This window comes from Arthrobacter sp. StoSoilB13 (genome assembly GCF_019977255.1).
GTDB lineage: Bacteria > Actinomycetota > Actinomycetes > Actinomycetales > Micrococcaceae > Arthrobacter.
This window is the reverse complement of the sequence record NZ_AP024648.1, coordinates 741,222-764,210: the sequence shown is the minus strand read 5'-3', so window position 1 is coordinate 764,210 and position 22,989 is coordinate 741,222. Positions and strand designations below refer to the sequence as shown.

18 protein-coding genes and 1 pseudogene are annotated in these 22,989 nt (G+C 62.9%); 10 read left to right on the top strand and 9 right to left on the bottom strand.

All coding sequences use genetic code 11. The features are described from left to right. Window positions 1-14 precede the first annotated feature (14 nt). Window positions 15-2,162: an HNH endonuclease signature motif containing protein gene (locus tag LDP01_RS15785; protein WP_224091328.1), complete on the top strand. Its 2,148-nt coding sequence runs from the start codon at window positions 15-17 to the stop codon at window positions 2,160-2,162. 280 nt (window positions 2,163-2,442) lie between these two features. Here LDP01_RS15785 and LDP01_RS15780 read toward each other — a convergent pair whose 3' ends face one another. After that, entirely contained in the window at window positions 2,443-3,279 is an 837-nt protein-coding gene (locus LDP01_RS15780) for a carbohydrate kinase family protein (RefSeq protein ID WP_224091325.1), read from the bottom strand. A gap of 117 nt (window positions 3,280-3,396) precedes the next feature. Between LDP01_RS15780 and LDP01_RS15775 the strand changes: the two genes are divergently transcribed. Further along, window positions 3,397-4,149 carry an ArsR/SmtB family transcription factor gene (locus LDP01_RS15775; RefSeq protein WP_224093877.1) on the top strand — a complete coding sequence of 251 codons (753 nt, stop codon included), beginning with the start codon at window positions 3,397-3,399 and terminating at the stop codon, window positions 4,147-4,149. Window positions 4,150-4,235: 86 nt separating this feature from the next. Here LDP01_RS15775 and LDP01_RS15770 read toward each other — a convergent pair whose 3' ends face one another. Together LDP01_RS15770 and LDP01_RS15765 are read right to left on the bottom strand one after the other, a co-directional pair. Beyond that, the gene (locus tag LDP01_RS15770) at window positions 4,236-5,234 is read right to left on the bottom strand and encodes a nucleoside hydrolase (RefSeq protein WP_224091323.1); all 999 of its coding nucleotides are present in this window, start codon (window positions 5,232-5,234) and stop codon (window positions 4,236-4,238) included. Window positions 5,235-5,329: 95 nt separating this feature from the next. Continuing rightward, window positions 5,330-6,760, bottom strand: a complete 1,431-nt coding sequence (locus tag LDP01_RS15765; RefSeq protein WP_224091321.1) for an MFS transporter — start codon at window positions 6,758-6,760, stop codon at window positions 5,330-5,332. Window positions 6,761-6,893: 133 nt separating this feature from the next. Between LDP01_RS15765 and LDP01_RS15760 the strand changes: the two genes are divergently transcribed. Beyond that, on the top strand, window positions 6,894-7,667 hold the full coding sequence (locus LDP01_RS15760) for a GntR family transcriptional regulator (protein WP_224091319.1): 774 nt from the start codon (window positions 6,894-6,896) through the stop codon (window positions 7,665-7,667). 22 nt (window positions 7,668-7,689) lie between these two features. Continuing rightward, window positions 7,690-8,592 carry a ribokinase gene (locus tag LDP01_RS15755; RefSeq protein ID WP_224091318.1) on the top strand — a complete coding sequence of 301 codons (903 nt, stop codon included), beginning with the start codon at window positions 7,690-7,692 and terminating at the stop codon, window positions 8,590-8,592. 107 nt (window positions 8,593-8,699) lie between these two features. Here LDP01_RS15755 and LDP01_RS15750 read toward each other — a convergent pair whose 3' ends face one another. From LDP01_RS15750 to LDP01_RS15740, 3 genes are all read right to left on the bottom strand, one after another. Then, entirely contained in the window at window positions 8,700-9,014 is a 315-nt protein-coding gene (locus LDP01_RS15750; RefSeq protein WP_224091317.1) for an acylphosphatase, read from the bottom strand. 108 nt (window positions 9,015-9,122) lie between these two features. Further along, entirely contained in the window at window positions 9,123-9,971 is an 849-nt protein-coding gene (locus LDP01_RS15745; RefSeq protein WP_224091316.1) for a pullulanase X25 domain-containing protein, read from the bottom strand. A 155-nt stretch (window positions 9,972-10,126) separates the two neighbouring features. Beyond that, window positions 10,127-11,158, bottom strand: a complete 1,032-nt coding sequence (locus LDP01_RS15740; protein WP_224091314.1) for an adenosine deaminase — start codon at window positions 11,156-11,158, stop codon at window positions 10,127-10,129. Between the two features lie 82 nt (window positions 11,159-11,240). Between LDP01_RS15740 and LDP01_RS15735 the strand changes: the two genes are divergently transcribed. Continuing rightward, window positions 11,241-12,155, top strand: a complete 915-nt coding sequence (locus tag LDP01_RS15735) for an MSMEG_6728 family protein (protein ID WP_224091311.1) — start codon at window positions 11,241-11,243, stop codon at window positions 12,153-12,155. Between the two features lie 134 nt (window positions 12,156-12,289). Next, entirely contained in the window at window positions 12,290-12,697 is a 408-nt protein-coding gene (locus tag LDP01_RS15730; protein WP_224093875.1) for a DUF1622 domain-containing protein, read from the top strand. 23 nt (window positions 12,698-12,720) lie between these two features. Here the strand turns inward: LDP01_RS15730 and LDP01_RS15725 are convergent, their stop codons facing one another. Then, a complete protein-coding gene (locus tag LDP01_RS15725) occupies window positions 12,721-15,264 on the bottom strand; it encodes a Tex family protein (RefSeq protein ID WP_224091310.1) in 2,544 nt (847 codons plus the stop codon). 86 nt (window positions 15,265-15,350) lie between these two features. Between LDP01_RS15725 and LDP01_RS15720 the strand changes: the two genes are divergently transcribed. Continuing rightward, complete coding sequence (locus LDP01_RS15720) at window positions 15,351-15,647, top strand: hypothetical protein (RefSeq protein WP_223936138.1); 297 nt, start codon at window positions 15,351-15,353, stop codon at window positions 15,645-15,647. 53 nt (window positions 15,648-15,700) lie between these two features. Here LDP01_RS15720 and LDP01_RS15715 read toward each other — a convergent pair whose 3' ends face one another. Beyond that, window positions 15,701-16,135 carry a CBS domain-containing protein gene (locus LDP01_RS15715; protein ID WP_224091308.1) on the bottom strand — a complete coding sequence of 145 codons (435 nt, stop codon included), beginning with the start codon at window positions 16,133-16,135 and terminating at the stop codon, window positions 15,701-15,703. Window positions 16,136-16,473: 338 nt separating this feature from the next. On the opposite strand from LDP01_RS15715, the gene LDP01_RS15710 reads away from it, so the two are divergent. After that, window positions 16,474-17,826, top strand: a complete 1,353-nt coding sequence (locus LDP01_RS15710; protein WP_224091306.1) for a hypothetical protein — start codon at window positions 16,474-16,476, stop codon at window positions 17,824-17,826. Continuing rightward, window positions 17,795-18,745 (top strand): hypothetical protein, encoded by a 951-nt coding sequence (locus LDP01_RS15705; protein WP_224091305.1) that lies wholly within the window; start codon window positions 17,795-17,797, stop codon window positions 18,743-18,745. The genes LDP01_RS15710 and LDP01_RS15705 overlap by 32 nt, the downstream gene beginning before the upstream one ends. Before the next feature lie 99 nt (window positions 18,746-18,844). On the opposite strand, the gene LDP01_RS15700 is transcribed toward LDP01_RS15705, so the two are convergent. Then, a complete protein-coding gene (locus LDP01_RS15700; RefSeq protein ID WP_224091304.1) occupies window positions 18,845-19,300 on the bottom strand; it encodes a nucleoside deaminase in 456 nt (151 codons plus the stop codon). A gap of 108 nt (window positions 19,301-19,408) precedes the next feature. On the opposite strand from LDP01_RS15700, the pseudogene LDP01_RS15695 reads away from it, so the two are divergent. Continuing rightward, window positions 19,409-22,967: pseudogene (locus LDP01_RS15695) on the top strand (TM0106 family RecB-like putative nuclease). Window positions 22,968-22,989: the final 22 nt, after the last annotated feature.

The window sequence follows — 22,989 nt, the reverse complement described above, 5'->3', positions numbered from 1 at the left end:
GAGAGGGTTTATTCATGGGAAGCATTGGGGACATTCTGGCGCGTCGGGTAGCTCTGACTGGCGTCGTGGTGCGCCCCCGGGGCCTTCCCCGAGGAAGCCACACCGGTCCTGCCAGCGGCCAGGCCGGCTGTGAAAGCCCGACGGCGGCGGCTGCGGCAGGCGCTGATCCGGAGAAGCTCAGGGCCATGGCGCTGCTTCGCGGCATTGAACCGAAATCCTTCACCACCACCTCTGAGGTCGACCCTGAAATTAGGGTCGATCCTGAAGTCACCCCTGTTTCCCCAGGACTGGGCGGTTCCTTGGGACTTGGGAGTCCGCTAAGACATCAGGGTGCGCTGGGACTTGGGGATGCGCTCGGACTTGGGGATGCGCTGGCTGAGAGCGTTGGGGCCTTGGAAAGTCTGCGTTCCGTCACCGTGGCCGGTGCCCCGGGGTTCGGGTTTGCCGAAGCCGCGGGGTTCGCCGGGCGGGTGGAGGAGATCGCCCGCACCGTGGAATACCTGCAGGTCATCGCAGCGCACGCCGTGGAACGGACCCGCACCCAGGCCCAGCAGGCACGGCCCTCCTCCGCGGCGGGCACGGGATGGCAGACAGGCTGGACCAACCCCGCACCCACAGGACCAAACCCCGCCACAGCCACAGCCACAGCTGCAAGGTCCGATGCTGCTGCTGGCTTCAATACTTCTGCTGGATCCGCCACCCCTGCTGGCTTCAATGCTGCTGCTGGGTTCGGTGCTGTTGCTGCGGCGGACGCTGCTGCGGTGGCCGATGATGGCTACCGCAACGCCGCGGAATTCCTGCGGGCCCGCCTGAGGATCGGCATCAACGAAGCCCGGCGCCGGCTCGCCCTGGCCTCCCAGGTCCTCCCCGGGACCGGAATCGCCGGGCAACACATCCCGGCCCGCCGCGAAATCCTGGCCCAAGCCCTCGAATCCACACAAATACCCACCCGGTCAGCGAGCATCATCACCGCCGCCCTGGACAAAGTACGGCTCCTCACCGACGAAGAAACCCTCACCGGAATGGAACACGCCCTCACCCGCACCGCCGCCGGGTCCGACCCCGACTTCGTCCTGAAAATGACCAAACGCTGGAACGACCTGATCGATCAGGACGGGCCAGAACCCAGCGAAGAAATCCTCCGCCAACTCCAAGGCACCTTCATCCGCAAACCCCGCCACGGACTGCACCACCTGGAAATCTTCGCCACCACCGAACAATACGAAACACTCACCACCGCCATGAACACCGCCACCAACCCCCGACTCACCACCGGAAACAGCGACACCACCGGAACCAACGCAGCCGGGCACAGCGAGGCCGCCGGAACCAAGGCAGCCACCATCGAAGGCGACGAGAGCGTTCACTGGAGCGGCGGTGGGAAGGATGACGGCGAAGCATCAGGATCCGCCCAGGGCAGTGACGGCGGGAACAAAGCCAGCGGGAACGAACCAGCCAGCCCGGACCTTGACCGCCGTTCCCGGGCACAGAAACTCCTCGACGGCCTCGTCGGTGCCTGCGGTGTGGCCCTGACCACCGGGAAACTGCCCGCCAACGGCGGACTCCGCCCCCAGGTCATGGTCACCATCAACCACCACGACCTCCTCCAGGAACTCAGGAACACAGCCAACACCCCCAACCGCGCAACCAACACCCCAACCCGTGCAACCAACACCCCGCCCCACCCAACCGGCACCCCCACGAATCAACCCGGCCCGCAACACCCCCGGCTCAGCTCCGGCTCCGCCACCTTCGCCGGCCCGATCCACCCCAACACCATCCGCAAAATCGCCTGCGACGCCGACATCCTCCCCGTCCTGCTCGGAACCGACTCCCGCATCCTGGACATCGGCCGCACCACCCGGATCTTCCCGCCCCACATCCGCAAAGCCATCACCGCCCGGGACCAAGGCTGCGCGTTCCCCGACTGCACCATGCCCGCCCCCTGGTGCGAAGCCCACCACATCACCTACTGGTCACACGGCGGCACCACCTCCACCGAGAACGCCACCTTGCTCTGCAGCCACCACCACCACCTCATCCACAAAGAACAATGGACCATCACCACCACCACCGGCGTACCCTGGTTCACCCCACCCCCACACATCGACCCCCACCAAACACCACGACGCAACCACCACCACACACCCCTCAGAACATAAGAGAGCCTCAAAGAAGTAGAGGTCGTGTGCTCCTGAACTTTGTTGAGCTCAAGTTCATGACAATCGAATAGGCAGCATTCAATATCTTTACGCAACAACAACAGTCCACTAACTGAAACTGGAGTGTAATTATTAGCTGTTGTTGCAGCCAAGAATTGAGGAAACTCGGACTTTCAAACCTCTACGAGGCCGTGATGGCGCGCACGTAGAAACCGATACCTAGTTTTGTTTCCGATGAAATTCAGAAACTATCGGACTTGAAACCAGCCCTACCCAGTGCTCAACGCCCCAGCACCGGATGCAGATGCTCACTCTCAATCGCGACGCGGGCTTGAACCGCCCCCGCCTCGAGGGCATCAAAAACCGGTGCGCCCCGCAGGGTCGCAGCGAGGAAGCCGGCCATGAACGCATCGCCGGCGCCGTTGGTATCCACCACGTTCGCGGGAACGGCTGGAATCTCATGTTGCGTACCGTCAGCTTCCAAGGCGACAGCACCTTCCGCACCGAGAGTGCACACGGCCAACCGGGGCCCGCGCGCAAGGCAGGAATGCATCAACGCCCAGGGATCATCTGTCCTGTCGTCATTCATGAACACCACGCCGGCCGCACTCAGGAACGGCTCATGGTACGCCGAGGTTCCGTCGTAATCATGAAGGTCCACCCATAAAGGCGTCTGGTGAACCTCTTCGCGCTCCAGCAGAAGCACCCCAAATTCACTGAGGTCAATAATGGCAAGATCAGCTGCAGCCACCACGGCGGCCGCTGTCGCGAGATCCTCCTCGGCGGGGGTGGAAGGCACCGAGACGTAGAGCGAAACCCGGCTGCCGTCGTCGGTCATGAGGTTGACGTGGCGCTCAGTCCGGTCGGAGGCAATCTTTTCTACCGTGACGCTGGCGTTGGTGAGTGCGCGGAGGACCCGCCCGCCGTCGTCGTCAGCTCCAATTGGGGAGCACAACCGCACGCCGATGCCCAGGTCCGCAAGGTGCACCGCTTTCCCCGCCGACGTTCCGCCGACTGTCTCCCAGGCGCGTCGCGCGAACTGCATGTGCGGGACGGGCTCGGGAAGGTGGTCCAGGAGGATGAGCTGGTTCCACGAGGCCGGGGCCGCAGACGGCAACGCTCGGAGTAGCAGGCATGCGACTATCCAAGCACGGTCCAGGACCCTGTCCGCGGAAACAAGACGGCAAGTCCAAAACCGTTGACACGTGACTAAATGGTCACCTATTCTAAACCCATGGACGCCGTGTTCAAGGCACTGGCAGACCCCACCCGGCGGGAACTGCTCGACGAACTCTTCCGCGAGGACGGGCAATCCGCCTCCGCACTCGGAGCCCGGTTCGAGATGACCCGCTTCGGCATCGCCAAGCACCTCAAACAGTTGGAGGATGCCGGACTGGTGGTCACGCGCCGCCGAGGTCGTGAAAAGCTGCATTTCCTGAACCCCGTCCCCATCAGGCTCATCCATGACCGCTGGGTGAGCAAATACGCAGAACCATGGGCCGCTGCACTCAGCGACCTCAAATCCAGATTGGAAAGTCCCATGGAAAAGATCTTCGAGATTTACATAAAGACCACTCCGGAACGGCTCTGGGAAGCCATCACCAACAGCGAAATCCGCAGCAAGTACCAGTTCGGGAACACGTTCACGGCTGACTGGACTCCCGGCGGCCGGTTCGAAATGCGGAACGTCAAAGCGGAGGAGCCCCTGGGCGAAGGCGAGAACATCGAGGTCGATCCCCCGCATCGGCTGGTCCAGACGATGCAAGCGCTGTGGGGCGAGGACGTCAAAGCGGAAGGAACGTCGCGGATCACCTGGGAAATCGAACCCGTGGGCGATTCCTGCCACCTCATCGTTACGCACGATCAACTCCGCGAAGGCGCCAACGAGCAGCTGTACGGCGGCTGGCCCATGATCCTCTCCGGGCTCAAGACGTGGCTCGAAACAGGCGAAACACTGACAACGCCCGGCTCGCTCATGTACGCCTAGACACGTTAAACCATGGGAACGGCTTAAGCCCCGACGACGGCGGGACCTTCCCACCGTCGTCGTCGCTACTTGTTGCCTCCCGCCAGTTAGGCGACGGGAGCGGTGAGCTCCTCTTCGGAGAGCCAGGCTGCCTGCATGGTGCCCAGCAGGTGCGGGGCGAAGTCTTCGCCAATTTCCAGCACCACGCGGCAACGCGCACCCCGCTGGTCGGGGAACCCGAGGTACTGTCCACGAAGGTCGCACACGGTCTGTCCGCGGCTGGGACCGTTTGTTGTGTCCACCTCCACGCGAACGGTCGGCGCCACCGTCAACTCCACTCCCCTGACGGCAATGGCAGCGGCCAGGGGATCGTGCATCGCTGAGCAAGCCCGCCCGAAGATGTCCACATAGAAGCCGAAGTAGTAGCCAAGCATTTCGCCCAGTGCCTTCGAAACGGAGTGCTCGGATGCCAGCAGCTCCTGGCGGTGGGTTTCCTCCAGGACGTTGGTCATGGTGACGTCCAGCGGAACCAACGTCAGGTTCCACTCTGCGGCAAGTACTTCCGCCGCGGCCTCGGGGTCGTTGGCGATGTTGGCTTCAGCAACGGGAGTGATATTTCCCGGGGCCAAGGCCGCACCACCCATGATGGTAATTTCAGCGATGAGCTCCGGCAGCTTCGGCTCCAGCCGGAGTGCTTCGGCGATGTTGGTCAGCGGACCGATCGCCACGATACGCAGCTCCCCGGCATGCTTGTGTGCCAGCTGCACCAGCAGCTCAGCAGCAGTCGCCTCAACGGGCTCACGATCCGACGGAACCAGCTCCACGCCGCCGATTCCGTTGTCGCCATGGACGTGCGGTGCACCGCCGTGGAAGGTGCCCACCTGCGGGTCATGTGCGCCGATCGCCACGGGGATGTCCGGATGCCCGGCCAGTTTCAGCAGGTCCAGGGTGTTTCGGGCACCACCGGCGGCGCTGATATTACCGCTCACGGTGCCGATGCCCACGAGTTCCGCCCGCGGGGTTGCGAGCAGGTAGGCGAGGGCGAGGGCGTCGTCGATTCCCGTATCGCAGTCGAGATAGAAGGGAGCTGCGGTGGTCTGGATCATGGTCTCTCGTTTCAGGATGATGCGGGCAGTTGTGAAGAGGTGTGTTGTGAAGAGGAACGGGGCGAACGCGCGGTGCCGCGTGCCGCCGTCGGGCGTTAGATCTTTTCGCCCTTGGGTGCCGTGATGAACAGGCTGACAAGGAAGGCGAGGACGGTGATGCATACCGAGATCCAGAGCGCCGCCGAGTACCCGGCTGCGGTGCCCTGACCAGCGAACGGGGCAACAACCACGACGCCGAGGCTTGCCCCGATGCCGAAGGAGGCGCCGTTGATTCCCGGCAGTGCAGCCGGCGCTTCCTTGGGCGAGAGCAGGACGGACAGACCGTTGATCGCAGTAAGGAAGAAGCCGTTGTAGAAAATGCCCAAGGCTGCAATGGCGATAAGGACGGCTACTTGGTTGTCGGCGAAAAGGGCAGCCGCGATGGCGCAGGCCAGGCTGGTGGCTGTACCGACGCGGACCGTCTTGATCCAGCCGCGGCGGTCGGCAATCCAGCCGGCGAGCGGGGCCGCGAACACGCCGATCAGGGCTGCCGGAGTCAGGAACAGCAATGCTGCGACCGAGGCCGACAAACCGAAGCCGTTGTCCTTGTCCTGGCTGAGAAGCACCACGGTGAAGTTGATGATCGCGAAGATGCCAGCGAGCGTCAGCACAGTAGTGGCGATGACCGGCCATACCTGGCGCGAACGGAGGTGGTGCACTGCGACCAGCGGCGTGGAGCGCTTCTTCTCGATGAGCCAGAACGCGGTGAAGGACGCGATGCTACCGGCGAGCAGGCCAAGCGCGGCAGGGGAGGTCCAACCCGCCGAAGAACCTGTAGAAACGAAGTACGTGATGAACACGAGGAACACGGACAGCGAGCCTGCACCCCACCAGTCCATCCGGCCCGGAGCCACACCGGACTTCCCGCCCGGGACTACTTTGATGACGCACACGACGGCGATCGCGGCCAGGGCGAGCACGGCAACGAAGATCGACTGGAAGCCAAGCGTTTCAGCCATCAGTCCACCGAAGTAGCCATCAACACCGCCCACACCGCCGTTGATGGCAGCGATGATGCCGATGGACGTGCCGAAGAGTCGGGCCGGCAGGTATTCATTGAGCACGATATAGGAGAGCGCGAAGATGGCACTCGAGACACCCTGCATGAAGCGACCAGTGACCAACAGCGGCAGGTTCGGGGCGAAGATGCACAGCACAGTTCCAGCGCCCATGATGGCCAGGACCAAGAGCAATGCGGTGCGGCGGCCGATGAAATCGCTCCAGCGTCCAATCACGGGTCCGGAGATGGCGCCCGCAAGGAAGAACATGGACTGCACCTGCGCCACGGCCTCGGGCGTCTCGCCAAAGAAGGAACCGATGTGCGGGAGTGCCGGAGTGATCATGCTGGCGTTGAGCTGGAACGACAATACGGCGAGAACCAGCGTGGTGATCAGCAGGACTGCAGCACGACCGCCGGGGCGGGTGTCCGTCGTCGCTTCTGCGGTTTCGGAAGGCTGCGCCTCTACCGCGGTGTTGGGGATATTCACATCAAACTCCTTTGTCCGAGGGCGCTGGCGGCGCCACGAGATGTGAGTTGTTATACAAGCATGTATTACGAGCTTGTGCAACCTATCACATTTTTCCGGTACAGTGTCCGTAACCAAACCAAGTGAGGCACCCTTGACCGACAATGCCGTCCAGTTCCTGTCCCGACCCATTGCGCCGCAACCCGGCCAGCCTTTGCGCGTTGCGGCATACTCACGCATAGCCGAGGCAATCAGGACCAAGCTCCTTCCTCCCGGCTCGTTGCTCCCCACCGAGACCGAGCTGGGCGTCATGATGGACGTCAGCCGCACCGTGATCCGGGAAGCGCTGATGCTGCTGGAGGAAGACGGACTCACCAGGGCACGGCGTGGAGTCGGACGATTCGTGGCTGATTCGCTGCCACGGATCGGCATCGAACACATCCGCCCGTTCGATCAACTCCTTGGCGGGACGGACCAGGACATCCAGGTCAAGCGCGTTGCTGCGATCAAACAGCCTGCCTCGGAATTCGTGGCGCCCGGAATCGGGGTTCAGCCCGGCGAAGACTGCTGGTTTTGGGAAAGCGTGCTGATCCGCAATGGCGAGCCCGTGGCACACCTGCAGGAAAACGTCGCCCAGGGAATCCCCGAGGCCGAGGCACTCTCAGAAGCGGCGGAAGCTCCCACCCTTTCGGCTTCCACCCTCCTGGAGGTCCTCAGCGGGCTTCCGGGGGCGTCACTTGGACCTGGCGAATGCGAAATCAGCCTGAGCACCGCCGGTCCCAGCCGCGCCAAGTTGCTGGACCTTCGCCCGTCCGAGCCGGTCCTGGTCCTCACTCAGTACGTCCGCCGCAACGGGTCTCCGTTCTACCTGGCCAAATGCCTCGTGGCCGCCAAGGCCGGCCACCTCTCCGTCATCCAGTCCTCCTGAATCCTCCCGAAAAGGTCCATCCATGAGCTCCTCCCCTCAGTCTTCTGCGCCCATTTTGACTCCCGCGAGCACCGCACTCACCGTTGTAGGCAGCATCAACCTCGACATCACGGCTACCGCGGACCGCCTCCCGACGCCGGGCGAAACCGTCGGCGGGGCCGTCCTCCGCCAGCAGCCCGGCGGCAAGGGCGCCAACCAGGCCGTGGCTGCAGCCCGGCTCGCCGGCGCTTCCCGCATGGTGGGGGCAGTAGGCCGGGACGAAGCAGGCCGCAGCCTCCTCGAAGCAATGGCGAGTGCCGGCGTCGACGTCCAGGGCATCGCGCAGGTGGATGCTGCCACGGGCACGGCGCTGGTCCTGGTAGACGGCGATGGCGAGAACCAGATCGTTGTGTGCCCCGGCGCGAATGGCGAAGTGTCCGTGCATGGAGTCTCCTTCGCCGACGAGGAAGCCGTGCTGTGCCAACTTGAAGTGGACCAGAGCGTGGTGCTTGAAGCCGCCCGGCGAACCAATGGCTACTTTGCCCTCAACGCGGCACCCGCCGCGCCCATCCTCCCGGAACTCCTGGAACGCTGCGACCTGGTGATCGTCAATGAAACCGAGTACGCCCTGATCCCCGCCCTTCGCACGGCACCCCTTGTTGCGGTGACGTATGGCGGCGAGGGCTCGGCGATCTTCGAGCACGGCGAACGGGTAGCCGAAGCTCCTGCGGTTCGGGTCACGGACATCGCGAACACGATCGGAGCCGGCGATGCTTTCTGCGCCGCGCTGGTCCTGGCCCTTCGCTCCGGACTTGAGCACAGCCATGCCCTGGCAGTGGCCAACGCCGTTGGTGCGGACGCTGTGCGGGATGCTTCGTCACAGCCTGCGTTGAAGTCGTTGGCGCACTACATCGAGGCGACAGGACATACTGCACAGACCGCCTGAGCAGTGCAGTCCAGCGGATTCTGCGGGGGTGCTACGACCAGGAACTGCTGCTGGCAGGAGTGGAGTCTGGACTCACAACGTCGTCTCCCGGGGCCTGACCAAAGGGTTTAGCCCACTATCCGGAACTCGTCGAACTCCCCCGTCGCCGGGGAAACGTCTGATTCCACGTTCTCCACCCTGCCTGGAGCCCGTGGTGAGTTAAGCCAGTCCAGGAAGCGGCCAACATGCGCCGTGGATCCCTCGGCCACGAGTTCCACAGAGCCGTCGTAACGGTTGCGCACCGTACCGGTGAGGAGGAGTTCGTCCGCTTTTCGCGCGGTCCAGTACCGGAATCCGACGCCTTGAACCACGCCGCTCACGCGAGCCGTGAGCCTCACAGCATCGTTGGCAGGACCGGCGTGCGTTTCTGGGGACTCAGCCATGGACCTAATGTAACCCCCCGAATCATCCCGCGTCAGGACGACCCGTTTCTCCAAGTCCCAACTCCAACGTGGAGCAAATTTGGAGTTGGGACTTGGAGGAACCTGGAACTAGGCCGTCACGATGTCGTGCGTTGCGTGGCTGTACGTGAACGTGACAGGGCCGCCGTCGTGGTTTAGCTCGTGGTTGGCGCCGTCACGGACGCCGAACGCACCATAGTTCTCGTCCCACGAACGGTTCAGCGCGATCTTGTAGGTATAGAAACCGGCCGGCAGGTCGGCGGTCAGGGTCCATACCTGAACCAACGGGTTGAACTCCATCTGGACCTCGTCGTACTGGGGAGCCCAGTCTTCGGGAGCGCCCAGGATTTTGTTGAAGTCACCGGCGATCGCCACGGCGTCCGGCTGCGGCAGGGTCTCGACGGCGGGAGCCGCCGCTGCCTTCGAAGGAGCCTTACGAGTGGCAGCCTTCTTCGCGGCCGGCGCAGCCTTGGTAGCGGCCGCCTTCGTGGTGGCAGCCTTGGTAGCGGCAGCCTTCGGAGCTGCAGCCTTCTTCGACGTTGCCGCACGCTTCGTTTTGGCCTTGGCGGGAGGGGCCGTAGGCACGGGAACATCGGCTGGTACCGGTGTTCCGGCGTCGAGGGCCTCTGCAAAAGCCGAAACGTCAGGGAAGGCGACCGTCGCCCGCAAGCCGTCTTCCGGGATGGTCCAGCCCGAACGTCCCTTGACCAGCCAGCCGGCCTTGACCAGCTTGGCCGAAGCCGACGTCAGGGTTTTGTGGCCGCGGGGAATGCCCCCACTGAGAAGTTCAGCCTCATGATCGTTGAAAGGAACGCGTCCGATGGCCTCTGCCAGGACTTCCCCTGCGTTCAGCGTGGCTCCAGACCATACGCCCTCGGCGAGGATGTCCAGTACGGCCTTCAGACGAAGGTTGGTGTTCTCGGCGGTGTTCGCGCCCATGCTTCTCCTTCTACGGTGGATAATCCCTTGCAGTTTGCCAATGAATTGTTAATTCGCGCGACTGATATTGGTAAACACCGTGTGTCGTGACCGAGTATGACATTCCAAGGGCCGGAAGTGATCGACGAGTCTCGCCTCCGGCGCCTATTCAGGGTTTATTGGGCAGGCGCAGACGCCTTGACCCACTCGGTCACTTCATCCAGCAATACAGCTTTCCGGGCGTCGCTGGCGAACGAGGATCGGATCGAGTTTGCCGCCAAAGTGGCCTGTTCCGGAACCGAGAACTCAAGGACCTTGGCCAACTGCTCGAAGTTGTCATCTACATACCCGCCAAAGTAGGCAGGGTCATCCGAGTTCACGCAAACGTTCAAACCGATGGCAAGCATCTCCGGCAGCGGGTGATCAGCCAGCTTGTCCACCGCACGCAAACGAACGTTGGATAGCGGGCAAACAGTCAGGGGCACCTGCTCCGCGACGAGCCGCTGCACCACCTCCGTGTCTTCCATGCAGCGGATACCGTGATCGATCCGCTCCACGTGCAGCACGTCCAGCGCCTCGGTGATGTAGGCGGCCGGCCCTTCCTCGCCCGCGTGGGCGATCCTGCGCAACCCGGCCTCACCGGCACGCTGGAACAAGCGCTCAAACTTCGACGGCGGGTTGCCCACCTCTGCCGAGTCCAGCCCGATGCCGACTATAGGGGCGTGCATCGCGAGCAACTGGTCCAACACATCGAGTGCGGATTCCTGGGACATGTCCCTGAGGAACGCTGCAATCAGGAGCGTCGAAACGCCGAAGTCTGCCTCCGACGTCGCGAGCGCATTCGCGACACCGTTGACGCACACCTCAAGCGGCACACCCCTGGACACGTGTGCCTGGGGATCCATCATGATTTCCGCGTGGCGCACTCCCCCGGCCGCGGCGCGCTGAAGGTAGGCGCGGGTCATGTCAGTGAAGTCCTGCTCGGTCTGCAGGACGGCCATGTTCTCGTAGTACAGGTCAAGGAAGGACTGCAGATCCGTAAATTCGTACTTCTCACGCAGTTCTTCGATGTCTTCATACGGCAGTTCAATGCCGTTGCGTTCGGCCAGGGCAAAGATCAGCTCTGGCTGGAGAGTCCCTTCGATGTGCAGGTGCAGTTCGGCAACCGGGGGCGCCGTCGTCGTCGTTTTCTCGCCAAAAGTTTCCACTCGACAACTCTAGGCCCCATCCGTGCACGTGTCCCGGAGCACTCAACTTGGTTCTTCGCCGCGGGACCCCCAAACTGAAAGGATGCAGACTTTCCTCCCTTTCGCCGATTTCCGTGAGAGCGCCGCGGCGCTCGACACCTCAAGGCTCGGCAAACAGCGCGTCGAAGCCCTCCAGGTCCTCCGCGCACTGGTCATCCCGGAGTACGGTTGGCAGCAGCACCCCGCCGTCCGTATGTGGATGGGCCACGTCCCCGCGCTCACCATGTATGGCCTGGCGATGGCCGACGAGTGGATCCAGCGCGGCCACCCGGACAACACCCGCAACAACATCGCGGAGTTCGCACCCCAGGCCGCGCACCCGGACTACGCCTCCAGGATCATCATGCCGCCATGGCTAGGCTACGAGGACCTGCACCTCAGCCACCGTTCCAAGCTCCTTGGGAAAGACCCCAAGTTCTACGGACCGCTCTTCCCGGGCGTCGAAGAGAAACTGGAATACATCTGGCCCGAGCCCAAGCACGAGTTCCACCCCGAAGACCCTGAAGAGGACCGTCTCTGGATCCTGCGCGCCAACGTGGAGGACCTCCGCCCTGAACAGCTCACCACCGTGAGCATGCCGCCGCATGGCAAGGCCAAGGCTGCCGCAGCTCCGGAATCCGACGAGTACCAATTCGTGTACGCGGAAGAGAAGTCCCGCCGCCAACTCAAGGGCCCCAAGAAGCGTCCTGCCAAGGTGCTGGAGAAGAAGCCCACGCGGAAACGCCAAGCCCAGGAAGCGGCCTTCAATACGCTTCCCGGCAAGACCGAGATCGCCGTCCCGTTCGATGACGGCCAGATCTTCGCTGTCGGCTTGATCCATGGAAGGCCTATCACGGTTGAAGGCAAGTTCGCCCGCAACTTCGAAGTCACCGACGTGGTCAAGCGCACCGATTTCGATTACCCGGCACTGCTGCAGGATCCCCGGGTCTTCTTCCCGGTCCCCGCACCGGCACAGTAACAGCAACGCGCGACGGCGGCACGTGGGTTTCGTTTTTACGCGGAACCCAGGTGCCGCCGTCGTTGTTATGGGTCGATTTCATGGCACCGTATGAGACGGTGGAGGCACACGGCGCGCACCACCCGGGGAGGACCATGGATTTCCAGCACATCATCGAAGTAGTTGGCCGGTACATGGACTTTGCCGGCGTGGCCGTCATGGTTGTTGGAGCGCTCGTTTCGATTCCGCTTGCCCTGCGCGGCTACCAGCCCAAACGAGCCAGCGGCCTCGCCCCGTTTTCGCCTTATCGCGCTTACCGGCAACTGCTGGGACGGTCCATCCTGTTGGGCCTGGAACTCCTGGTGGCAGCCGACATCATCCGCACCGTCGCAGTAACCCCTACGTTCGAGAGCGTGGGCGTCCTGGCGATCATCGTGCTGATCCGGACATTCCTCAGTTTCTCCCTCGAGCTGGAGATCACCGGCCGCTGGCCGTGGCAAAAGGAAAAAGAGCACGACGGCGATGCCCACCTGCGGGAGCCGACGCCCTCAGCAACCCCCTAGCCCACTTGTCACCCCCTAACGGACTATTCACCAGCGCACGCGGTGGTGAATAGTCCGTTTGGGGGTGCCGTCCATCGGACATTGTTCCCCCGGCTACTTCCCGAGCCCAGCCCTGCGCAGAGCTTCGGCCATGGCTGTGTTGGCTGGGGGCCCTGGGACTGCTGGGGTTTGCCCAGGCGGCGATCAACCTGGCCCGGCTGCCCACCACCTCGCTGACCACCCGAGCGCTGGCCGGGCTGCCCACTACCTCGCTGCCCACCCGAGCGTTGGCCCGGCTGCCCACTACCGCGCTGGCCTCCAGCGTCCCGCGCACCCGGGTTGCCTCCACCCGAGGAACGTCCACCGGAACCGCGGCCGCCCGCAGTGCCGGGTTCGTCGTCGAGCCTCAAGGTCAGGGAGATGCGCTTGCGCTCGGGATCGGCCTCAAGCACCTTGACCCGCACCACCTGACCGGATTTCACGATCTCGCGGGGGTCCGAGACGAATTTGTTGGACAGCGCGGACACATGGACCAGCCCGTCCTGGTGCACCCCGACATCCACGAAAGCACCGAAAGCGGCAACATTGGTGACGGTGCCTTCCAGGATCATGCCCGGCTTGAGGTCGGAGATCTTTTCAATCCCCTCCGAGAATGACGCCGCCTTGAACGCGGGACGGGGGTCGCGGCCCGGCTTCTCGAGCTCGGACATGATGTCCTTGACGGTAGGCAGTCCGAAAGTGCCGTCCACGAATGCCTGCGGATCCAGTGAAGTGGTGGGTCCGCCGCCGGCCGCGACGAGGATCTTGCGCGCAACGGAGTAGGCCTCGGGATGCACGCTGGAAGCATCCAACGGCTCCGCTCCCCCGGTGATCCGAAGGAAGCCGGCGCACTGTTCGAACGCCTTCGCGCCCAGCCGCGGTACCTTCTTGAGGTCGCTCCGCTTGGCGAACGGGCCATTCTCATTGCGGTACGCCACAATGTTTTCGCTCAGCAAAGGTCCGACGCCGGCCACTCGGCTAAGCAGCGCGGGCGACGCTGTATTCACGTCCACCCCTACGGCGTTCACGCAGTCTTCCACCACGGCATCCAGCGAGCGGTCCAGCTTGGCAGCGGTGACATCGTGCTGGTACTGGCCCACGCCGATGGATTTCGGCTCGATCTTCACCAGTTCGGCCAGCGGATCCTGAAGTCGTCGCGCAATGGAGACCGCACCACGGAGTGAAACGTCCATGCCGGGGAGCTCGGAAGCTGCCAGGGCTGATGCCGAGTAAACGGAAGCGCCAGCCTCGGAAACAACGAGTTTCTGGACACCCTTGGAACCCGCGGCTTCAAGGGATTTGATGAGCTCGGTGGCCAGCTTGTCCGTTTCCCGCGACGCCGTGCCGTTGCCGATTGCCACGAGTTCCACCTTGTACTGCTTTGCCAGCCGACCGAGGGTGGCCAAAGCCTCGTCCCATTTCTTTGCCGGAGCGTGGGGATAGATGGTGTCCGTGGCAACCACCTTGCCCGTGCCGTCCACCACTGCCACCTTGACTCCCGTGCGGAGTCCCGGGTCCAGGCCGAGCGTGGAACGGTTGCCGGCAGGCGCAGCGAGCAACACGTCACGCAGGTTTGCGGCGAACACGCGGACAGCCTCATCCTCGGCATCGGCAAACATGCGTCCGCGAAGATCCGTGGTGAGACGGTCCAGAATGCGGCCGCGCCAGGCGAGCTGGGCAGTCTGGGTGAGCCAGAGATCGGCGGGACGGCCGTGGTTGGCGACCCCAAGGCACTTGGCCACAGCGTTCTCGTAGCGGCCGCGGGCGGCGGCCAGGGCGTCGTCGTCGGCGGGGTCCGCTTCGGCCAGGTCCAGCTCAAGTACGCCGTCCTTTTCACCCCGCAGCAGGGCGAGCACCCGGTGCGACGGCATACCGGACGGAACTTGCGTGAACTCGAAGTAATCCTTGAACTTCTGGCCTTCGGCCTCCATGCCTTTCTTGACGCGGGAGACCATGCGCCCCTGCTTCCAGAGCCGCTCGCGCAGGTCCTCGGCCAGGTCAGGATCCTGGGCAACGCGCTCCACAAGAATGGCGCGGGCGCCGGCTAGCGCTGCTGCCGCGTCCTCAATGGAGAGCTCGGCGTTGAGGTACTTGGCGGCCTCGGTTTCGGGGTCCAGCTGCGGGTTCGCGAGCAGGACGTCGGCGAGCGGCTCCAGCCCGGCTTCGCGGGCTATCTGGGCTTTGGTGCGGCGCTTGGATTTGAAGGGAAGGTAGATATCCTCCAGCCTCGCCTTGGTGTCAGCACCCACGACGGCGGCTTCCAGCTCCGGGGTCAGCTTGCCTTGGCCTGCTATCGCTTCCAGGACGGTCTTGCGCCGCTCTTCCAGCTCCCGCAGGTACCGGAGACGTTCCTCAAGATCGCGCAGCTGGGTGTCATCGAGCGTCCCGGTGACTTCCTTACGGTAGCGGGCGATGAAGGGAACGGTGGATCCGGCGTCGAGCAGTTCCACCGCGGCCTTGACCTGCCAGGCCGTCACGCCGAGTTCGTTGGCGATGAGTTGATGGATGGCAGAATCGGCTGACTGGTGCTGGAGAGATTGAGTCACCATGACAGTTTGCCTCACATGACCGACAGTTTTCAGGTCCGGTTCCGCAAGGCCTATGCCGGGAGCGTTGTTAGTGCTGTAGTTGGACCATGCAGGAACTGCTCATCATCCTTCAGGACGGGTTTGTTTCCGATGACGTGAGCGTGACCGTCAACGGCAAGGAGGCTGTGTCCGAACGGGATGTGTCCACCAAGATGCTGTTGGGAATGGCCGACGAAATCACGGTGGAGCTGCCGGCGAAAGGCGCCACGGTGGGAGTGGAAGTCCGAAGCAGAAAGCTCAGCGCAACGAAAAAGCTCGCTGGTAAACCCAGGAGCCTGATCGTCTCGATAGAAAATGACGAACTCGTGCTGCGCGAAGGAACGGGCCGCGAGGCGTTCCTCTAACGGGAGCGCTTCGCGGCGGCTGGATTACCTGGATTACTGTGGCTGGTCGGCCGCTAGTGGGACATATGCTCCTTGGCGGAAATGTGCTCCACCATTTCGCCCACGCGCTGTTCTGCGTAGTGGTTGCGGGCAATGTCTCCCTGGCTGATGATGCCTACGAGCTGGTGATCCTTGATGACGGGAAGACGGCGAACCTGATGCTCTTCCATCATGGCGATGGCTTCGTCAACATTGGCATCAGCGTCAATCCAATACGGCTTACCAGTGGCGAGGTCGCGGGCCCGGACTTCGCGGGCGTCCTTTCCCTCGGCCAGACACTTGACCACGATGTCGCGGTCGGTGATGAAGCCGGTGAGCTTGCCGTCATTGCCGCAGATGGGAAGTGAACCGCAGTCCAGATCCCTCATCATGCGGGCGGCGTCCTGGAGAGTCTGGTCCTCCGGGATGCACTGGGCATTTGTGGTCATGAATTCACGTACGACACTCATGGGTCCTCCTTCATCGAATGGGGTTCATCGACGCGGGGTCCTCCGGGATGGTCCTTTCGGCACCGACGCCGATGCTGCCAGCCTACGCTTGGCGGCTGCGGCTGACTAGGCGATCCGGCAGGTTACCGGGCAGAAAATTAAGACGCCTCCCTAGATATAATCCATTCGTTGGAGTATCCTCATTTTGGGTTACACACGGCTTCTGGGCATGGCCACTTTCACCCCTCTGGGACTCCTCACCTGCATCGCCCCGCCCTGAACCGTCATGCCGTCCATCCGGTACATCCCGTGATGGGCGAACGCATATTGACTGCTTGCAGAGCGAGAAAGATCCTCACATGGACACCCCCAACGTCCCCGGCACCCACTACAACCCTGTCCCCGGCAACCCCTCTGAAATCCCGTTTCCACCCACTGTTGGGTCTGACGCTTTTGGACCCCACAGTTATGGCCCCCAGCCCAGCACCTTGACATGGCCCTCCGAAGAATTTTGGAGGTGCTGGCGCTCCGCTCCCGTGAGCGGTCGTTATGAAGGCAACCAGGCGGGCAACGGTCCTGTCGGCAGCGCGCTGGACCTCCGCTTGGATGTGGATCCCCGCCAGAGCGTGGAATCCCCGGTGCTGAACAAAGTCAGTGGCGATCTATACAGCACCCGCTGGGTCAAAGCAGGTGGGCTCAACCAACTCGTGAAGACGTATGTGGAGTCCTGGATCGTGGACGCCCCGGTGGTCACCATGACCCGTGCGCATGCACACATCACTGGAACCGTCCGTTACTGGAAAGGCACGCACCCCGCCACAACAGTGGAAATCAACGTGTCCTGGTCCCACGGCGCGATCACCGGCGCAGTGGCCACGTTCACGGCGGGCGGCGTTGCCGGGCAGCCATACGCCTGCGCCTACCGTTCGGGCTGCTTCCGCGATATGAACCTTGAACTCGACTACTGCACGTCCGTGGACATCGAACCCAAGGCGCCCGTCTACAACAGCCATTCACATAGCAACCGCCCGGCAGACCTGACTGAGCGCACCATCACCATCGAATCCTCGTACCTGGACGCGGGAATCGCCGTCACCATCGATCCGGTCCACACAGTGATCGATGACAGTGCAGCCGGCTTCGCCTCGTGGAACGTCGGTGAACTTCACGACGCCATGGAAACCTCCTTCGGCAAGTTCAACTCCGGATGGCCTGCCTGGAACCTTTGGGGCGTGCAGGCCGGCCTCTTCGACAGCGCCGGAGTTGGTGGCATCATGTTCGACGCCGCTGCAGGCTTTGGCGGCGCGGGCCGCGGTCCGGACCGCCAGGGTTTTGCAGTCTTCCGCAACCACTCCTGGTTCACCAATCTTGTCTCGAACCCCACCACGCAGGACCAGGCCCTGGGCCATGCGCCACTTCCTGTACACGTGGGTCCACGAGGCAGGGCACGCGTTCAACTTCCTGCATGCCTGGGACAAGGCGAGGCCGGATTCGTTGTCCTGGATGAACTACGACTGGAAATAGGATCAGCGCAACGGCACCGATACCTTCTGGGGCAACTTCCGGTTCCGGTTCGACGACGACGAACTGCTCCACATGCGCCATGGCGACCGTGCATCCGTGATTATGGGTGGAGATCCGTGGGCATCCGGTGGGCACCTGGAATCCCCTGCCGGCTCCATGACCGTCTCCGGGCCGGGCAGCGATGTTGAACTTACGCTCTCAGCCAAGAGCCACTTCGACTACATGGAGCCCGTGTCCATCGAATTCCGGCTGCGGAACACCAGCGATGTACCAGTAGTGGTGGACGGCCGGCTGGATCCCAGGTTCGGAAACACCACTGTTTACGTGCAGAAGCCGGACGGAACGGTGGTACTGCACGAATCAGTGGTCTGCTTCTATGGCCTCCCTGAACCGGTGACCCTGGAACCTGCCGCCGGAGCCACGAGTGACGGCAGCGACCGCTACAGCCAACTGGTCCAGCTGGCATTTGGAGTGCAAGGCTTCGCATTCGATGAGCCCGGCCAGTACCTGGTCCGCGCGATCTATTCAACGGAGGGCATTGTCCAGGCGTCCAACACCTTGCCTTTGCGGGTCGGCTTCCCGGTCACACGGGAGGAGGACCGGTTTGCACCGGAGTTCTTCACGCGGGAAGTAGGACTCACGCTCGCCTTCGAAGGGTCCATGTCACCCCACCTGAGCAAAGGGCTGGACGCCCTGACCGAGGCAGCCGAGCGATTCAGCGGTGAGCCCTTGGGCGTCAAGGCGGCTACCGCCGTCGCGCAATCCGTGGGTGATGACTTCTATCGCCGCAAGGAAGACAAGATGGTGAAGCACCACAGCGCCGATCCTGAGCGGGCGCTGGCGCTGACGGATGCCGGGCTGGCGAGTTACCAGAAGGGCAGCGGAGCAGCGAACAACCTGGCCTACAGGAAGCTCGTGGAACTGCGGACGGAACTGCACGTGAAGGCGGACAACACCGCGGCCGCAAAGTCAGAGGTGGAAACCCTTGCCAAAGACCTGGGCTCCCGCGGCGTAAACCCCACAGTCCTGGCACAGGTCAAGGAACTGATCCCATCAACTCCGGCGGCCCGTTCCCGCCGGTCGGCTCCGAGGAAGCCTGCCAAATAGTCGTCGGATGACCGTTTGGCATGTGGCTCCTCCGCAGCCGGCGACGGCGGCACCCTCCATCGCTCGAAAAGATGGGTGCCGCCGTCGCTCTCTTCATGTCTACTCCGCGATATCCTCCGCCCAGAGTTCCGGGTGTTCATCCTGGAAGGTACGCATCATGTCCACGCACCGGGGGTCATCGAGGACAACTACTTCAACACCACGCGAACGCAGGAGATCGAATTCTCCCGGGAACGTCTCCGCTTCGCCCACCACCACGCGCGGAATCTTGAACTGGATGATGGTTCCGGTGCACATCGCACACGGCGCCAACGTGGTGTAAAGCGTCGTATCCCGGTAGGTCTTTTGCCGGCCGGCAGCGCGCAACGTGGACATCTCGCCATGCGCGATCGGATCGCCATGCTGGACACGTTCGTTGTGCCCGCTGGCGATGATCTTCCCACCGCGGGCCAACGCGGCGCCAATAGGGATCCCGCCCTCGCTGAGACTCTTTTGTGCGGCCTCGTAGGCGGCTTCGAAAGCGGGATCGACGGTGGTCGGTGCTGTTTCAGTCATGGGTGCAGTCTAAATTGTCGGAGGCCGCTGATAGCTTGGCTTCATGGTCCACTTCGGAGTGGTTCATCCGGCAACAGTGGTTCATCCGGCAACAGGGAGTAGGTCACGGTGTTCTTTCTCGATTCGGAGATAGCTGGCGCGCCGCAGGATTTGGTGTTCTCAGCCAGTGATCTGGTCATCGCTGCCACCTGTGAGTACCAGTTGCTCCGGAAACTCGACGAAAAACTGGGCCGCTCCCCCAAAGCTGAGTTCGCGGCAGATGCCATGTTGGATCGCACGGCCAAGCTCGGCGATGTCCATGAGCACAGGGTCTTGGACGAGTTCGTGGCAGAGTTCGGGCCTTGGGACGCGGCAACAGGACAGGGCGTTTACGACGTCGTTCCCGCCTCCGCCATGGACCGCGCCACCCTTTTGGCCAAGCATGCGGAATCCATCGACGCCTTGCGCTCCGGAGCGGACATCGTGTTCCAGGCCGCGTTCTTCGACGGCCAATTCCACGGCCGCTCCGACTTCCTGGTCAAGCGTCCCGGCGGTCAGTACGCCGTCTTCGACACAAAGCTTGCACGCCATGCCAAGGTCACTGCACTTTTGCAGCTGGCTGCGTATGGCGATCAACTTCTTCAGGCCGGTATTACGCCTGATCCCACAGTCACCTTGGTCCTGGGCAACCGCGTGCAGAGCGATCACCCGCTCGCGGAAATTTTGCCCGTCTTCAAGGAACGCCGGGAACGCTTTCTTGGAATGACCGCGGGCCCATCGAGCTGCTTCGGGACCCATCGAATGGGGCGACTCCCGCTTCTCCGCGTGCGGCCGCTGCGACTACTGTGCCGAGCAAGTAAAACTGCACCGGGACCTCCTCATGGTTGCCGGAATGCGGATCAGCCGGCGTAAGAAGCTGATAGAGGCCGGAGTCACCACGATCGACCAGCTCGCGGCACTCCCCGATGCCCCTGATCCCACCTTGCTTCGGCTGCGCGAGCAAGCACAGTTGCAGACCGGCGTAGGGACTCCGGACGGGACAGTGAAGTACACGGACAAAGCAGGCGAAGCCAAAACTGTCAGCTATAAGATCCTGCCGGAGAACACCCTCGGCAGGCTCCCGGAACCGGATCCCGGCGATATTTTCTTCGACTTCGAGGGCGATCCTTTGTGGCAGGATCCCGTCACGGGCAAATGGGGCCTCGAGTACCTTTTCGGCGTCATCGAAAACCCGGCGGAGCCCGGCGCCCAACCGGTGTTTCGTCCATTTTGGGCTCATTCCCGGGAGGAGGAGGGCCAGGCTTTTGTTGATTTCCTGGAGTACGTTGCCAAACGCCGGGCTACGTACCCGGGCATGCACATTTACCATTACGCCGCTTACGAGAAGACGGCCCTTCGCAACCTTTCCCTGACGCACGTGGTGGGCGAAACCGCCGTCGACGACCTCCTGAAGCAAGGCGTCCTGGTGGACCTTTACGACACCGTCCGCCACAGCATCCGCGTTTCCGAGAACTCGTACAGCATCAAGAAACTTGAACCCCTCTACATGGGCCAGCACCTCCGGTCCGGAGACGTGACCGACGCCGGTGCCTCCGTGGTTGCCTACGCGGACTTCTGCACGGCGAGGGACACCGGGCAGGCTGAGCAGGCCGCAGCCATCCTTGAAAGCATCCGCGACTACAACGAGTACGACTGTCTCTCAACCTTGGAGCTGCGCAATTGGCTTCTAGCCCGCGCCGCCGAGCGATCCATCGTGCCAGGCTCCATAACGCAGGAGGAGCCCACGCCTGAGGAGGACAAGTACCAGGCTGCGCCGGAGGAAAAGGCGCTGTTCGACTACCTTGACGGTCTCCCTGGGGAAGAAAGGGCATCAGCGGATTCCCGGGCGATAGCAATTGTGGCAGCGGGCGTTGGGTACCACCGTCGTGAGGACAAACAGCACTGGTGGGGGCACTTCGACCGCTTGGAAAAGCCAACCTCCCAGTGGGAAGACGGCCGCGACATCTTCACGGTTGACCATGCGGAAGTGCTGCAGGACTGGGCCAAGCGCCCGCCTCGCCGGAACCGCGTACGGACAGTGAAACTCATTGGCCGTTCCGGTGACGGTGCCGGGTTGGAGCCTGGCAAGACGTACTTCCGGATGTATGGTCCCCCGCTGCCTGACGCCTTGGTCGGTAAGGAATCATCAGTGCTGGGTAGGGCTGGTTGGAGCAAGACTGAGGTCATTGAGGTTGGCGAAGAAGGCGAGCTTGAGTCCGTGATCATGGAGGAAAGCCTGCGCAACGACTCCACCGAGTTCAAGCAGCTGCCCATGGCTTTGACGCCTGACGAGCCCCTCTACACCACCGGGCAGAGAGCCGCATTGGCAGCACTGGCAACAAAGCTCCGGGCCTCCCTGCCGTTGTGGCCGCGGGATTGTTCGCTGGATCTGGTTCGACGACAACCACCTAAGCTTCGCACGCTCGCGTCGCTGCCCGCCGTGGAACCTGGTCCCGATGGGTACATCGACGCCATCACTGCTGCTGTGAAGGATTTGGACAACTCGTACTTGGCAGTCCAAGGCCCTCCCGGCAGCGGAAAGACCTATGTTGGTGCCCACGTTTTGGCCCGGCTTGTAGCAGATGGTTGGAAAGTTGGCGTCGTGGCGCAATCCCACGCCGTGGTGGAACACATGCTTTGTGCAGCGGTGGAGAAAGCCGGAGTGGATCCGTTGCGGGTGGCCAAGGAAGTCAAGCACAACGAACCTGTGCCGTGGAACGGGTGCGCCAAGGGCGACGTGGCGGACATCCTGTCCAAGCCTGGCGGAGCCCTGATCGGTGGAACGGCCTGGACCATGGTGGGAAGTTCCGTTCCCGCGGGTTCCCTGGACCTGCTGGTCATTGACGAGGCCGGACAGTTTTCCTTGGCCAATACCATGGCTGTCAGCCGGGCCACAAAGAGCCTCCTGCTGCTCGGAGACCCCCAGCAGCTTCCCCAGGTCACCCAGGGAATACACCCTGAACCGGTTGACGAGTCCGCGCTGGGCTGGCTGTCCGATGGTTACAACACCCTTCCACCGGAGCTTGGCTACTTCCTCGCCTTGTCGTGGCGCATGCATCCGGCCCTCTGCTCTGCTGTTTCGGACTTGTCGTACGACGGCCGTCTGGAAGCGGCCCCCGCGGCTTCGAAGCGTCAGCTGGATAGAGCAGAGCCCGGGATTTCCTGCGTCTACGTTAACCACACAGGGAACGCGAGCTCTTCGCCCGAGGAAGCGGCAGAAGTGGTTCGCCAGGTCCGGGCCCACCTGGGTCTTCAGTGGCTAGACCCCTCCGAAGAGGAGGAAGGCCCGCGGCCCCTCATGGAAACCGACGTCCTCGTGGTCGCCGCCTACAACGCCCAGGTTCAGCTCATCAAGCACCAGCTCCGCGAGGCCGGGCTCACCAAGGTCCGGGTGGGCACGGTGGACAAGTTCCAAGGCCAGGAAGCGCCGGTGGTTATCGTCTCCATGGCCGCATCAGCTGCCGGGGAGGTGCCGCGCGGCATGGAGTTCTTGCTCTTGCGCAACCGAATCAACGTGGCGGTGTCACGCGGTCAGTGGCGTGCCGTCGTCGTGCGTTCACCCGAACTCACCAACTACCTCCCGACGCATCCCGAGGGTCTGGAGAACCTTGGCGGCTTTGTGGCCCTTTGCCAGCGCGGGGTCACCTAAGCGCTTCGTCCCACCCAACTGA